8 protein-coding genes are annotated in these 15,204 nt (G+C 71.8%); 2 read left to right on the top strand and 6 right to left on the bottom strand.

Annotation, left to right across the window (positions count from 1 at the left end; translation table 11 throughout):
• Nucleotides 1-61: 61 nt before the first annotated feature.
• From AB0389_RS31595 to AB0389_RS31585, 3 genes are all read right to left on the bottom strand, one after another.
• Entirely contained in the window at nucleotides 62-1,612 is a 1,551-nt protein-coding gene (locus tag AB0389_RS31595) for a maltokinase (protein ID WP_366398952.1), read from the bottom strand.
• Nucleotides 1,613-1,936: 324 nt separating this feature from the next.
• A complete protein-coding gene (treS, locus tag AB0389_RS31590) occupies nucleotides 1,937-3,661 on the bottom strand; it encodes a maltose alpha-D-glucosyltransferase (RefSeq protein ID WP_366398951.1) in 1,725 nt (574 codons plus the stop codon).
• Nucleotides 3,658-5,655, bottom strand: coding sequence for an alpha-1,4-glucan--maltose-1-phosphate maltosyltransferase (locus tag AB0389_RS31585; RefSeq protein WP_366398994.1), 1,998 nt, complete (start codon nucleotides 5,653-5,655; stop codon nucleotides 3,658-3,660). Before AB0389_RS31585 ends, treS begins: the two co-directional genes overlap by 4 nt.
• 575 nt (nucleotides 5,656-6,230) lie before the next feature.
• Between AB0389_RS31585 and glgP the strand changes: the two genes are divergently transcribed.
• Nucleotides 6,231-8,918, top strand: coding sequence for an alpha-glucan family phosphorylase (gene glgP / locus AB0389_RS31580; protein WP_366398950.1), 2,688 nt, complete (start codon nucleotides 6,231-6,233; stop codon nucleotides 8,916-8,918).
• A gap of 55 nt (nucleotides 8,919-8,973) precedes the next feature.
• Here glgP and AB0389_RS31575 read toward each other — a convergent pair whose 3' ends face one another.
• From AB0389_RS31575 to AB0389_RS31565, 3 genes are all read right to left on the bottom strand, one after another.
• A complete protein-coding gene (locus AB0389_RS31575; RefSeq protein ID WP_366398949.1) occupies nucleotides 8,974-10,650 on the bottom strand; it encodes an FAD-dependent oxidoreductase in 1,677 nt (558 codons plus the stop codon).
• A 102-nt stretch (nucleotides 10,651-10,752) separates the two neighbouring features.
• Nucleotides 10,753-11,682: a threonine/serine dehydratase gene (locus tag AB0389_RS31570; RefSeq protein WP_366398948.1), complete on the bottom strand. Its 930-nt coding sequence runs from the start codon at nucleotides 11,680-11,682 to the stop codon at nucleotides 10,753-10,755.
• 167 nt (nucleotides 11,683-11,849) lie between these two features.
• Nucleotides 11,850-13,913 carry a M4 family metallopeptidase gene (locus tag AB0389_RS31565; RefSeq protein WP_366398947.1) on the bottom strand — a complete coding sequence of 688 codons (2,064 nt, stop codon included), beginning with the start codon at nucleotides 13,911-13,913 and terminating at the stop codon, nucleotides 11,850-11,852.
• Nucleotides 13,914-14,367: 454 nt separating this feature from the next.
• Between AB0389_RS31565 and AB0389_RS31560 the strand changes: the two genes are divergently transcribed.
• Entirely contained in the window at nucleotides 14,368-15,105 is a 738-nt protein-coding gene (locus AB0389_RS31560; protein WP_366398993.1) for a glucose 1-dehydrogenase, read from the top strand.
• Nucleotides 15,106-15,204: the final 99 nt, after the last annotated feature.

Genomic DNA, 15,204 nt, shown 5'->3' with positions numbered 1-15,204 from the left:
TCACGGGAGTTACGGGGGAGAGGTGGATCGGGTCCGGGGGAGCGGCGGCCGGCACTCCCGGTCAGGCGCCCGCGGCCAGCCTGCGGATCGCCGCCATCGGGACGGGCAGCCAGTCGGGGCGGTGCCTGGCCTCGTACAGGACCTCGTAGACCGCCTTGTCGGTCTCGTACGCGCGCAGCAGCTCCGGCTCCGCGCGCGGGTCGGTGCCGGAGGCCGCCGCGTAGCCCTCGCAGTACGCGGCCCGGCAGCGCGCCGCCCAGTCGGGGCGCCACGGTTCGTGCGAGCGGGCCGCGTAGTCGAAGGAGCGCAGCATGCCCGCCACATCGCGGACCGGCGGCTGCGGACGGCGCCGCTCCGCGAGCGGCCTGGCCGGCTCGCCCTCGAAGTCGATCACCGACCAGCGGCCGTCCGGGGTCCGCAGCGTCTGCCCCAGGTGCAGATCGCCGTGGACGCGCTGCGCGGGCCGGCCGCGCCCGGCCTCGTTCAGCCCGGCCAGCGCGTCGAAGGCGGCGCGCAGCCCGGGAACGTAAGGCCGGAGCGCGGGCACCGCCTGCGCCGCCGCCGTCAGCCGCTCGTTCATGCCGGTGGCGACCAGCGACGTCTGCCGCCGGCCGAGGGTGACGGTGGGCAGCGCGCGGGCCAGCGCGGTGTGCACCTCGGCGGTGGCCCGCCCGAGCGCGCGGGCCTCGGCGGTGAACTCACCGCCGTGCGTGAGCGCGGTCAGCGCCAGCTGCCAGCCGTCCCGCGAACCGCGCAGATACGGCTGGAGCACACCGAGGGTGAGGGTGTCGCCGCCGCCCGCCGGGTCGGCCGCCTCGAACCAGCCGACCGGCGCGGGCACCCGCCCGCAGCCCTCGGCGGCCAGCGCGAGCGGCAGTTCCAGATCCGGATGCGGGCCGGGGAAGACCCGGCGCAGGATTTTGAGGATGTACGCGTCACCCCCGGCGCCCTCGCCGTCCCCGGCGGTCCCGGTGGCTCCGTCCCCGTACACCAGGGACGAGTTCGACTGCTCGGCGTCGAGCAGCCGCCCGGTGAGCCCGGCCGGGATCGGGTCCGTCCGGTCGAACCGCAGCGGTCCCGGCGCGCCGGGCGTCCGCAGCCGGTCCAGCAGGAGTTCGGCCAGCAGCGGATCGTGCAGGCCCTCGTAGACGGTGTGGCCGGCCAGCGGTCCCCGGTCCACCCGGCCGATCAGCGCGGACGCCAGCTGGGGCGGCAGCGACGCTCTGACCCCGATCAGCAGTTGGTAGCAGTCACCGGCCGCCGGCGCGGGCGGCGACGAGGCCGCGCCCGGTGGGACGGCGGACGGCGGGATCGACGGCGCGGACCCAGGTCCGCCGCGCTGTTCGACCCGTACGAGCAGATGCAGCAGCCCCGGACCACCCGCGGCCATCGGCAGCAGCTCCGTGACCGCCACTGGCACGAAGCCGGTGATCGGGCGGCCCTTGCCCGCGAACCAGCGCCTGCGCGGCAGCCAGTCGTGGAGCAGCGGCGCGAGCGAGCCGACCAGCGCGCGCGCGTCGGCGGACGGCGGGGCGGGCGACACGGCGGGCACCTCAGCGGGCGAAGCGTTGAGAAGGCGCGGGGTAATCCGGGTGGATGCAGCCTTCGACATGGCATCGCGTCCTTTCCCCGGGCACACCACAGGATGCGCAGAGTGTCCCGGATTGCGGCAATGGCTGTCCGGCTGTGCGGGACGTGTCGGGTGAGGATGATCCGTACGGATCGATTCCGTACGAACCTGATACGAATTTGATCGAATCGATCGAACTGGATGTGGAATCGAACGGGATGTGCAGAGGAGCGTGCCCCGTGCGAAGCGGAAGAAACCGCCGCGCACGGGACCACCGGATCAGGCCGCAGTGGCCATCGCGTCAGGCACCGCGGCCACCGGATCGGGTCGCCGGGACCATCGCATCAGGCGTATGTGACCACCGGGTCACGCCGGTGTGCCGTCCTTCCGCAGTCGGAACCAGTAGAAGCCGTGACCCGCGAGCGTCAGCAGGTACGGCCACTCGCCGATGGCGGGGAACCGCACCCCGCCGGTCAGCTCCACCGGATGCCGTCCGCTGAACGTCTTCAGGTCCAGCTCCGTGGGCTGCGCGAACCGCGAGAAGTTGTGTACGCAGAGCACCAGGTCGTCGCCGTCCCCGCGCTCCGAGGGCGCCTCGCGCAGGAACGCCAGCACCGCCGGGTTCGACGACGGCAGCTCGGTGTACGAACCGAGCCCGAAGGCCGGGTTCTGCTTCCGGATCTCGATCATCCGGCGCGTCCAGTGCAGCAGCGAGGACGGCGACGCCATCGCCGCCTCCACATTGGTGACCTGGTACCCGTAGACCGGATCCATGATCGTCGGCAGATAGAGCCGGCCGGGGTCGCTGGAGGAGAAGCCCGCGTTCCGGTCGGGCGTCCACTGCATCGGGGTCCGTACGGCGTCCCGGTCGCCCAGCCAGATGTTGTCGCCCATCCCGATCTCGTCCCCGTAGTAGAGGATCGGGGAGCCGGGCAGCGACAGCAGCAGCGCCGTGAACAGCTCGATCTGGTTGCGGTCGTTGTCCAGCAGCGGGGCGAGCCGCCGCCGGATGCCGATATTGGCCCGCATCCGTGGGTCTTTCGCGTACTCCGCGTACATGTAGTCGCGTTCTTCGTCCGTGACCATTTCGAGGGTCAGCTCGTCATGGTTGCGCAGGAAGATTCCCCACTGGCAGCCGGTCGGGATCGCCGGGGTCTTCGCCAGGATTTCCGACACCGGATAGCGGGACTCGCGCCGTACCGCCATGAAGATGCGCGGCATCACGGGGAAGTGGAACGCCATATGGCATTCGTCGCCGCCCTTCTGGAAATCGCCGAAATAGTCGACGACGTCCTCCGGCCACTGGTTCGCCTCGGCGAGCAGCACCGTGTCCGGGTAGTGCGCGTCGATCTCCTTGCGGACCCGCTTGAGGAACGCGTGGGTCGCCGGCAGGTTCTCGCAGTTCGTGTTCTCCCGCTGGTACAGATACGGCACGGCGTCCAGCCGGAAGCCGTCGATGCCCAGGTCGAGCCAGAACCGCAGCGCGGAGATGATCTCCTCCTGCACCTTCGGGTTCTCGTAGTTGAGATCCGGCTGGTGGGAGAAGAACCGGTGCCAGTAGTACTGCTTGCGGACCGGGTCGAAGGTCCAGTTGGACGTCTCCGTGTCGACGAAGATGATCCGGGCGTCCTGGTACTGCTTGTCGTCGTCGGCCCAGACGTAGTAGTCGCCGTACGGCCCCTCGGGGTCCTTTCTGGACTCCTGGAACCACTCGTGCTGATCGCTCGTGTGGTTCATGACGAAGTCGATGACCACACGCATACCGCGCTGGTGCGTGGCGTCGACGAATTCCACGAAATCGGCGAGATCGCCGAATTCCGGGAGGACGGCCGTGTAGTCGGAGACGTCGTAGCCGCCGTCGCGCAGCGGCGACTTGAAGAAGGGCGGCAGCCAGAGACAGTCGACACCGAGCCACTGGAGATAGTCCAGTTTGGCGGTGATTCCCTTGAGGTCGCCGATTCCGTCGCCGTTGCTGTCCTGGAACGAACGCACCAGGACTTCGTAGAAGACGGCTCGCTTGAACCAGTCGGGATGGCGGTCCTTGGCCGGGGTGTCCTCGAACGTGTCGTGGACGGGCTCATTGACGATCATGATGTGGGTGACCCTCCGATCGGCGGGGACGGTCGCAGCACCACGATGTGCGCGGGCGTGACGCCCGGCTCTAGGCGCACATAGGTGGAGCTGCCCCAGTGATAGGTCTGGCCGGTCAGCTCGTCGCGTACCGGAACGGTCTCGTGCCGGGAGAGGCCGAGCCGCTCCATGTCCAACGAGACCGTCGCCTCCTGGGTGTGGTGAGGGTCGAGGTTGACGACCACCAGAACGATGTCCGTGCCCGACCTCTTGCTGTACGCGATGACCGCGTCGTTGTCGGCGTGGTGGAAGTGGATGTCACGCAGCTGCTGGAGGGCGGGGTGCCGCCGTCTGATCCGGTTCAGCGTGGTGATCAGGGGGGCGATCGTACGGCCCTCACGCTCGGCCGCTTCCCAGTCCCGGGGCCTCAGCTGATACTTCTCCGAGTCAAGGTACTCCTCGCTGCCCGGTTTGGCGGGGGAGTTCTCGCAGAGTTCATATCCCGCGTACACGCCCCATGACGGGGACATAGTCGCGGCGAGTACGGCTCTGACCTCGAACGCCGGCCGGCCGCCGTTCTGGAGGTAGGAGTGCAGGATGTCGGGCGTGTTGACGAAGAAGTTCGGCCGCATCGACGCGGCGGACTCGCCCGACAGCTCCGTCAGGTACTCCGTCAGCTCCCCCTTGCCGTTCCGCCACGTGAAATACGTATACGACTGCTGGAAGCCGACCGCGGCGAGCGTGCGCATCATCGCCGGCCGGGTGAACGCCTCGGCCAGGAAGATCACATCCGGGTCGGTGCGGTTGACGTTCGCGATCACCTTCTCCCAGAAGAGCACCGGTTTCGTGTGCGGATTGTCGACGCGGAAGATCCGTACGCCGTGACCCATCCAGTACCGCAGTACCCGCACGGTCTCCCGGACCAGGCCGCGCAGATCGCTGTCGAAGGCGATCGGGACGATGTCCTGGTACTTCTTCGGCGGGTTCTCGGCGTACGCGATCGAGCCGTCCGCGCGGTGGTGGAACCACTCGGGGTGCTTGGTGACCCAGGGGTGGTCCGGCGAGCACTGGAGCGCGAAGTCGAGCGCGATCTCCATCCGCAGGGTGCGGGCCGTCTCCACGAAGTGGTCGAAGTCCTCGATCGTGCCCAGCGCGGGGTGGATCGCGTCGTGGCCGCCGTCGGCCGAGCCGATCGCCCAGGGCACACCGACATCGTCGGGCCCGGCGGTCAGGCTGTTGTTGGCACCCTTGCGGTGGGTGGTGCCGATGGGGTGGATGGGCGGCAGATACACCACGTCGAAGCCCATCGCGGCCACCGCGGGCAGCCGCTCGGCGGCCGTCCTGAACGTGCCTTCGACCGGCGGTTCGCCCTTCCTGACCACCGCGCCCTCGGAGCGCGGGAACAGCTCGTACCACGAGCCGTACAGTGCGCGCCGGCGCTCCACCAGCAGCGGCGCCGGGCGCGAGGCGGTGACCAGATCACGCAGCGGATGGCGCGCGAGCACCGCGTCGACCTCCGGGGCGAGCGCCGCGTCCAGCCGCGCCCGGGCGGGCAGCGCGGTGTCGCGCAGCGTGTCGGCGGCGGCCAGGACGGTCTCCCGCCCGTCACGCTTCGGCACCCCGGCGGCGGCCCGGTCGTACAGCGCGGCGCCCTCGGCGAGGACGAGCGCGATGTCCTTCGGGTCGTCGCCCGCCGGGATCTTGATGGTGGCGGCGTGGCGCCAGGTGGCGACGGGGTCGCTCCACGCCTCGACGGTGTAGGACCAGCGGCCTTCCTCGGTCGGGGTGACCTCGGCGCCCCAGCGGTCGGTGCCGGGGGCGAGTTCGGTCATCGGGGTCCAGGGGCCGGGGCGGCCACCGGGGTCCAGGAGGACGACATTGGCCGCGACGGCGTCATGGCCCTCGCGGAAGACGGTCGCGGTGACCTGGAAGGACTCACCGCTCACCGCCTTCGCGGGGCGTCTGCCGCAGTCGACGAGCGGGCGTACGTCCAGGACGGGGATACGGCCAATCAGCGGTTTCACGGGATCACCTGAGTGCTGTGCGGGCGTGACAGGCAGGGCGGGTGGAGCGGGTGCAGCGGATGGAGTCGATGAAACGACTGGAACCGGTGCGGCGGGGTCGGAATGAGAGGTTTGGCCGAATTTTGACGGTTTGAAAGTTCTTTGTAGCTGCTCGATGGACGACTGGGAGGCTGCGAGCATGGCCGCTCCTGTCCGCGTTCACTCGAATAGCGCTGGAATCGTGTGGAGACGCGCTCGTGTGCGGTAAGTACGCGCCGTGTGTGCCGGCCGGCGGGCGGGCCGTGCGTACCGCAGGAGCCTTCCCACTCCTCTCGGGTGAGCAATCCGGCGGATTGTTAACTACTGGGGCGTACGGACGGGCCCCCGGCGCGCCTCATCCGAAACACGGACACGAAATGCGACGCCCCGGGCGGGGCGCGGAGGCGCACGGGTGAGTGCGCGAGTGCGCCGTGGTCGCCGAGGGCACGGTGGGGCTACCGTCGAAAGCGACGGCGGGGCGCACAGCGTCGTGCGTCCCCCGGCTCGCCCGTCCCCCGGCTCGCACGCCCCCTGCGAAGGTGGAACACGTGAAGGCAATCCGTCGGTTCACCGTCCGCCCCGTCCTGCCCGAACCACTCCAACCGCTCAGCGACCTCGCCCGGAACCTGCGCTGGTCCTGGCACACCGAGACCCGAGAACTCTTCGAGGCCGTCGACCCGGCCGGCCGGCGGGGGGCCGGCGCCGACCCCGTACGGCTGCTCGGGGAGGTGTCCGCCGCACGCCTCGCCGAGCTGGCCGGGGACCGCCCCTTCCTCGACCGGCTCACCGCCGCCGCCGCCGATCTCGACACCTACCTGCGCGGTGACCGCTGGTACCAGGAGCAGGACGGCGGCGGAGGCGAGGGGGGCGGTGGCGCGCTGCCCGCCGCCATCGGCTACTTCTCGCCGGAGTTCGGCGTGACGGCCGCCCTGCCGCAGTACTCCGGCGGGCTCGGCATCCTCGCCGGGGACCACCTCAAGGCCGCCAGCGACCTCGGCGTGCCGCTCATCGGCGTCGGACTGCTCTACCGGCACGGCTACTTCCGCCAGTCCCTGTCGCGCGACGGCTGGCAGCAGGAGCAGTACCCCGTCCTCGACCCCGACGAACTGCCCCTGACCCCGCTCCGCGAGACCGACGGCACCCCCGTCCGCGTCGCCCTCACCCTGCCGGGCCACCGCTCGCTGCGCGCCGCCGTCTGGCAGGCGCGCGTCGGCCGCGTCCCGCTGCTGCTCCTCGACTCGGACGTCGAGGAGAACGGCCCCGGCGAACGCGATGTCACCGACCGGCTCTACGGCGGCGGCAGCGAACACCGGCTGCTCCAGGAGATGCTGCTCGGCATCGGCGGCGTCCGGGCCGTACGGGCGTACTGCCGGCTCACCGGTCACCCGGCGCCCGAGGTCTTCCACACCAACGAGGGGCACGCCGGCTTCCTGGGCCTGGAGCGGATCCGCGAGCTGATGGCGGGCGACAGCCGTACCGGATCCGGGGACGACACCGAGGACGGCGCCACGGAGGACGGCGCCACGGAGGACGGTCCTGAATCCACCGGACTCGGCTTCGAAGCCGCGCTGGAGGCCGTCCGCGCCGGTACGGTCTTCACCACCCACACGCCCGTCCCCGCCGGCATCGACCGCTTCGACCGTGAGCTGATCGCCCGCCACTTCGGCGACGACGGCGAACTCCCCGGCGTCGCCGCGGAACGCGTCCTCGGCCTCGGCCTGGAGACCTACCCGGGCGGCGAGCCGCACCTGTTCAACATGGCCGTCATGGGCCTGCGGCTCGCCCAGCGCGCCAACGGCGTCTCCACCCTGCACGGCGCCGTCAGCCGCGAGATGTTCGCCGGGCTCTGGCCCCACTTCGACCCGGCTGAGGTGCCCATCACCTCCATCACCAACGGCGTCCACGCGCCGACCTGGACCGCGCCCGAGGTCACCCGGCTCGGCCCGGCCGGGGAGATCCCCGACGCCGCCCTCTGGGACGTCAGGCGCGCGCTGCGCGAGCGGCTCGTCGGGGAGGTACGGACCCGGCTGCACGCCTCCTGGCTCGGGCGCGGTGCCGAGGCCGCCGAACTCGGCTGGATCGACGGCGTCCTCGACCCCGACGTCCTCACCATCGGCTTCGCCCGCCGCGTCCCCTCGTACAAGCGCCTCACGCTCATGCTGCGCGACCGCGAGCGGCTGACGAATCTGCTGCTCCACCCCGAGCGGCCGGTCCAGATCGTCGTCGCGGGCAAGGCCCACCCGGCGGACGACGGCGGCAAGCGGCTGGTGCGCGAGCTGGTGCGGTTCGCCGACGACCCGCGCGTACGGCACCGCATCGTCTTCCTGCCCGACTACGGGATGGGAATGGCGCAGAACCTCTACCCGGGCTGCGACGTCTGGCTCAACAACCCGCTGCGCCCGCTGGAGGCGTGCGGCACGAGCGGGATGAAGGCCGCGCTGAACGGCTGTCTCAACCTGTCGGTGCTGGACGGCTGGTGGGACGAGTGGTTCGACCCGGACTTCGGCTGGGCCATCCCGACCGCCGACGGCGCGCACGCGGACGAGGACCGGCGCGACGACCTGGAGGCGAACGCCCTCTACGAACTCCTCGAAGACCGCATCGCGCCGCGCTTCTACGACCGGGGCGGGCCGGCCGGGCTGCCCGACCGCTGGATCGCGATGGTCCGCCGCACCCTGACCGAACTGGGTCCGAAGGTGCTGGCGGACCGGATGGTCCGGGATTACGTGACCCGGCTGTACGCACCGGCGGCCGGCGCCCACCGCGCGCTCGACGGCGCCACGGCGACGGAGCTGGCGGCGTGGAAGTACCGTACGCGCACGCTGTGGCCGTATGTCTCGGTCGACCATGTGGAGGCGGTCGCGGCGAGCGGAACGGGCGGCGGGGGCGGAGCCGGGGCCGGTGCGGAGCTGGGCTCCACCCTGTCCCTGCGGGTGAACGTCGCCCTGGGCGAACTCCGCCCGGAGGACGTGGAGGTGCAGGCCGTCGCGGGCCGGGTCGGCGACGACGACACGATCGCGGACGCCCGGACGTTCCCGCTCAAACCCGCGGCAGGCCCGGATCTGGACGGCCGCTGGGTGTACGAGGGCCCGCTCGCCCTCGACCGCACGGGCCCGTACGGCTACACCGTCCGCGTCCTGCCCGCCCATCCGCTGCTGGCCACCAGCGCGGACCTGGGGCTGGTGGCGCTGCCGACGGAGGCGACGGGGGAGGGCGCGGGGGTCCTGATGCGCTGACGGAGGACGGGGCGGGGGCGGCCGGTGTGGAGGCCGGCCGCCCCCGCCCGCACACTCAGCGGCGCCGGACCTTGAGGACGCAGTCCGTACGGGTGCCGGGGCGCCCGTCGGGGCTGATGGCCTCGCTCTCGTGGTCCGCTTGGGTGAGCACCTCCCAGGCCCCGGCGGGCAGTTCGAGGGAGTCGAGGACCTCCTGCGCCGAGGGGAGCGAGATGTGGTGCAGGTGCTCCGCCCAGGCGGGCAGGGTGTGGTGGCCGACGACCAGCAGCACCCCGCCGGGAGCGACGGCACCGGCCGCCCTGCGCAGGATCTCCTCGCGCGGCATGTCGTACTCGGAGTGCAGGAAGTGCGCCGAGACCAGGTCGAAGCTTCCTGCGGGGAAGGACTCCGCGAAGTTGTGCCGCTCCAGGGCGACCTGATCGGCCACGCCGGCCTCCGCCGCGTGCTCGGCGGTCCGGCCGAGGGCGACGGTGGAGATGTCGGTACCGGTGACGCGCCAGCCCTGCCGGGCGAGCCAGATCGCGTCGCCGCCCTCGCCGCAGCCCAGATCCAGCGCGGTGCCCGGCGTCAGACCGGCGGTTTCGGTGACCAGGGTGGCGTTGGGCCGGCCGCTCCAGATGCGGTTCTGCTCGCGGTAGCGGTCGTCCCAGAACCGCGCGTGGGCGGCGGAGGAACCGTCGTCGGCGGTACGGAGACCGTGCCGGTGCGGGGTCATGGTGCGCTCGGCGGCCTCCCGCTCGCGCTGGGCGGAGAAGGGGGTACGGCGCTCGGCGACGGCGCGGCGGATGTCCTCGTCGACGAGATCGGCGTTGATCGCGGCGGCGGCAGCGGCGCCCGCCGCCGCGGCGGCGCCGACCTGGGCGACGACGTTGCTGACGTTGCCCGCCACCCACACCCCGGGAACCTCCGTGGCGCCGGTGGGATCGGCGGCGACGGCCGAGCCGATCACCTGCCCCGACCACACCACATCGGTGCGGGTGAGGCCGAGACCGGCGAGGAAACCGGCGCGGGCGGTGAACCGGGGCGTGACCACCAGGGCCCGGCAGGGCAGCACCCGGCCGCCGGCCAGCCGCACCCCGGCGAGCCGGTCGCCGGCCCCGGTGGTCTCCACCTCCAGGCCCGTCACCTCGCCGTCCACCACGGCGATCTCGCGGGCGGCGAGCTGCTCGTACTCCTCGTCCGTCGGTTCGGCCGCGGTGTGCAGGAGCAGGGTGACGTGCTTGCTCCACTGCCGCCACAGCAGCGCCTGGTGGACGGCGAACGGCCCGGTCGCCAGCACCGCGACCCGCTCGTCGCGCACCTCCCAGCCGTGGCAGTACGGGCAGTGCAGTACGTCCCGGCCCCAGCGCCCGGCCACTCCCGGCACCTCGGGCAGCTCGTCGACCAGCCCGGTGGTCACGAGCAGCCGCGCCGCCGTGACGGACGACCCGTCGTCGAGCACGACCCGGAACCCGCCGCCTTCCAGCGGTTCGGCCGCGACGACCCGGCCGTCCACGACCGTGCCGCCGTACGCCGCGACCTCGTCGCGCCCGGTCGCCAGCAGCTCCGGGGGCGAGATCCCGTCCAGCCCCAGATAGCCGTGCACGCCGGCGGCCGGCGCGTTACGGGGCTCGCCCGCGTCCACCACCAGTACCGACCGCCGGGCCCGCGCCAGCACCAGCGCGCCGCTCAGCCCGGCGGCCCCGCCACCGACGATCACGACGTCGTAGTGGCGGTTCCTCTGCTCGCTCATGTCCCTCATGCGCGGTACCTCCGTTCGCGTTGACGACCCGATCGTCCGCCCGGAGGTTCCGAGGTGGCAAGAAACCTTGCCGACTCGGCAAAAGCGGGAGGTCTACTCGCCCGTCAGCGTCGTCACGTCCGTGTTCGCACCGCAGAGCACGACGCAGACCTTCTCGCCCTCGGCCGGTACGTACGCGCCCGCCGTGAGCGCCGCCAGAGCGGTCGCGGCGCCGTGTTCCACGGCGATGCGGTGGTCGGCCCAGAGGGTCCGGCGGGCCGCGGTGATCGCGGCGTCGGGGACCAGCACGCTGCGGGCGCCGTCCTGCTGGGCCGCGTACAGGGCGTCCGCCGAGACGCGGGTGGCGCCCAGGGAGTCCGCGGCGACCGAGTCGACCGGGGTGTCCACGGGCCGGCCCGCTTCGAGCGCCGCGTTCAGCGCGCGGCAGTGCTCCGGCTCGACGGCGACCACCCGTACGCCGTGGTGCAGCGCGGCCGTGGCGACGCCCGCGAAGAGCCCGCCGCCGCCCACCGCGACCACCACCGTGTCCAGGGCGGGGAGCCGCTCGCGGATCTCGTCCAGGAGGGTGCCCGCGCCGGCCGCGATCAGCGGATGGTCGTACGCGTGCGAGGCGAGCGCGCCCGTCCCGGCGGCGAAGTCCTGGCAGGCGGCCAGCGCCTCGGCGTAGACGGCCCCCACCAGCCGCACCTCGGCTCCGTACGAACGCAGCCGCGCCACCTTGACCGGCGGCGCCGTCTCCGGGAGGAAGACCGTGGCCCGTACGCCGAGACCGCGCGCGGCCCACGCGCAGGCGAGGCCCGCGTTGCCGCCCGAGGCGATGGTGACGCCGGCCGCCGGGAGGGAGCCGGCCTCCGTGTGGGCGCGCAGGAAGTTCAGCGCGCCCCGCGCCTTGAAGCAGCCCGTGTGCTGGAGGTACTCCAGCGCCAGCCAGAGATCCGGAGTGTCCGCCGGCGCGACCGGCACACGGCGCACCGCGCCCGCCGTACGGTCCGCGGCCTGCTTGATGTCCCCATAGGTGAGCACCGGGTACGCGCCTCTTTCTGCGTCGGGATACGTGGGAGATGGCAGAGAGACACGCTGCCACAGGCCACCGGGGCGCCGGATCCCGGGGGAAACGCGGAGCCGCCCGGGGCGTGATGCCCCGGGCGGCTGTCTGCGTCGGTTCGTTACCGCGTCACCGCGTCACCGCGTCAGAAGGTGAGCTTGAAGCCGTTGAGCTGGCCGGTGTCCCGGGTGAGGACGTCCTGCACCTTGAGCTGCCACGTGCCGTTCGCCGTCTCCGACGACGCGTTCACGTAGTACGTCTCGTTCACGTTCGGCGCCGAGTCGCCGCTCGCGGAGCTCTTCAGCCGGTACGCCGTACCGCTCGGGCCCACCAGGTCGATGACCAGGTCACCGCGCCAGGTGTGCGTGATGTCCACGTCGACCTGGAGGGACGACGGGGCGTTGCCCGTGACACCCGAGACCGTGAGCGGCGAGAAGACCGCCGGGCCGTTGTCCGGGATGGAGACGACCGTCGAGCTGGAGAAGACCTGGCCCGTCCCGCCGCCACCGGTGCCCGGCCGGGCACCGACGTTGATGGCCGCCCACGCGTCCGTGACGGACTTGTACTCGGCGCTGTCCGTGCCGTAGAGGTCGGCCGTGACGGCGAGGGTGCCGACGCGGGCCGCCGCGTAGTTGGTCGTCGAGACGAACTTGGTGGTGAGCGCCTTGTACCAGATCTCCGAGGCCTTCTCACGGCCGATGCCCGTCACCGGAAGGCCGTCGTAGGTCGGGGAGTCGTACGCCACGCCGTTGATCGTCTTGGCGCCGCTGCCCTCGGAGATCAGGTAGTACCAGTGGTTGGCCGGGCCCGAGGAGTAGTGGACGTCCACGCTGCCCAGCGTCGAGGACCAGTAGTCGCGCGAGACGCCGTCGCGGCTCGGCTTGTCCATGTAGCGCAGCGGGGTGCCGTTGCCGTTGATGTTGATCTTCTCGCCGACGAGGTAGTCGCCCGGGTCGTTCGGGTTGTCGGCGTAGAACTCGACGGCCGCCGCGAAGATGTCGGAGGTGGCCTCGTTGAGACCGCCCGACTCACCGCTGTAGTTGAGCTTCGCGGTGACGGATGTGAGGCCGTGCGTCATCTCGTGGGCGGCGACGTCGATGGACGTCAGCGGCCGGGTGTTGCCCGAGCCGTCGCCGTACGTCATGCAGAAGCAGCTGTCCTGCCAGAAGGCGTTGACGTAGCCGCTGCTGTAGTGGACGCGGGAGTACGCGCCGACGCCGTCGCCCTTCAGGCCGGAGCGGCCGAACACGTTCTTGTAGTAGTCCCAGGTGAGCCCGGCGCCGTAGGCCGCGTCGGCGCCCGCGGTCTCCAGGTTGGCCGGCAGGCCGTTGCCCCAGGTGTCCGTGGAGTTCGAGAAGAGCGTGCCGGTGCCGGACGTACCGCGGTTGAGGTTGTACGTACGGTGGCTGCCGCGCCCGCCGTCGGTGAGGTTGAACGTGGAGCCCGACGCGGTGGAGCCCAGCTCGACCGTGCCGCTGTACTGGGAGTTGCCCACGCCGTTCTCGACGGCCTGCCACTCGTACAGCTTGGCGCCGGTGGCCGCGTCGGTGATGACGTGCAGCTCGTTGGGCGTGTCGTCGTGCTGGAACCCGCCGATGACCGTCTCGTACGCGAGGACGGGCGTGTTCTTCGAGCCCTCCGCCAGCCAGACCACCTTGCGCGGCGCGGTCTCGGTGGCGATGTCCGTGGCGTCGTTCGCCTTCGACTCCGAGGCCGCGGCGGCGGCCAGCGCCTGCTTCTCGGCCTTGGCGGGCGTGATGGCGGCGGCCGTCGGGACGTTCTTCAGCGTGGCGGTGGACGCCTTGCTGACGGTCTCGGTCGCGCCGGCCTTCGAGGTGGTGACGACGAGGTCCCCGCCGAGGACCGGGAGGCCCTCGTACGTGCGCTCGTACCGGGTGTGCGTGGTGCCGTCGACGTCCTGGACGACGTCCCGTACGACGAGCTTCTCCTGCGCGCCCAGGCCGAGGCCCTTGGCGGTCGCCGCCTTGGTGGCGTCGGCCTCACGTATCAGCGCGGTGCGCTGGGCCGGGGAGAGCGTACGCGGCAGCGCGCCGGGGTCGGCCTTGCCCGCGCGGGCGGCGGCCGGGGCGCTGTCGGGCTGGGCGGCGGCCGTGCCGGTCTGCACACCGACGGCGAGCAGGGCGGCGGCGGCGATCAGGGCGCCGGTCGCGGTGGCGCGGCGGCCGGTGGCAGGTCGATCAGGTCTCACGCGAACTCCTTCTGCGAGGGGGGTACGGGCGACTGGGGACCAGCCGCCCGGGCAGAGCAAGCGGAGCAAGGTGCTGCGGAGCGAGGTGCTGCGGAGAACGGGGGAAGAGTGGCAGGGGTGAACCCTCCCTGTCAGGAGCGCGTCAACAAGTTGGCCGGAAACGTTCGTTGCCCGAAATTGCGTGTTCGTTAAGCGGACGTTTCGCTGGATGTCCTGGTGCGTGGCGCGCCGAACTCGGACGAGGGTAATCGGACCGGGAGCACGGCACCGCGGTACGAAGAGCGTGTTGCGCGGCGGATACGGACCGCCCGCGGCCCTCGCGCGGAACCGTGGCGCGTTCCCGGCCGTGCGCGCCGCGCACGCCCCCTGTTTGAGCCCGCCCCGTACGACGTAGGTTCCTGTGCGAGCCGGAAAGCCGTTCGCGACACGTCCTGGAAGGGTGTGGGCAGTGGGAGTGCTGAAGGGGAAGACGGCGGTCGTCACCGGGGGATCCCGGGGCATCGGACGGGGGATCGTGGAGCGCCTCGCCCGGGACGGGGCGCGGGTGGTGTTCAACTACGCGCGGAGCGAGGAGGCCGCCGCCGAGGTCGTCCGTACGGTCGAGGAGGCGGGCGGCAGCGCCCTCGGGCTACGGCTGGACCTGACGGAGCCGGGGGCGGGCGAGCGGCTGATGGAGCGCGCCGAGGAACACCTCGGGGAGCTCGACATCCTGGTGAACAACGCCGCCAGGAGCTTCACGCCGGTGCCGCTCGCGGAGACCGACGAGGAGCTGTACGACACGATCATGGCCGTCAACGCCAAGTCCGTCTTCCTCACCACCCGTTACGCGGCCCGCCGGATGCGCGACGGCGGCCGGATCATCAACATCTCCAGCCTCAACACCGTCAGGCCCGCGCCGGGGATCGTGCCGTACGTGGCCAGCAAGGGGGTGGTCGAGCAGCTGACGGCGGTGGTGGCGCACGAGCTGGGGCCGCGAGGGATCACGGCCAACACCGTGTCCCCGGGAGCCACCGACACCGAACTCCTCCGGGGCACCAACGCCCCCGAGATGCTCGACCTGATCGTCGGCATGACACCGCTGCGCCGGATGGGACAGCCCGCCGATGTGGCGGACGTGGTCGGCTTCCTGGCGGGCCCCGACGGCCGCTGGGTCACGGGCCAGAACATCCGGGCCACGGGGGGTTTCAGCTAGGGCTTGTGTGGGGTTGTGATCTGGATCAGGGAGCGGGGCGTGGTGCGTGCGATCGCAAGGCGCCGAGAGGCCCTCGTAGCGGAGCTACTAGGGCATTTC

Origin of the sequence: Streptomyces sp. NPDC093109, from assembly GCF_040701725.1 — a bacterium.
Lineage (GTDB): Bacteria > Actinomycetota > Actinomycetes > Streptomycetales > Streptomycetaceae > Streptomyces.
This window is presented reverse-complemented; position numbering and strand designations above follow the sequence as displayed.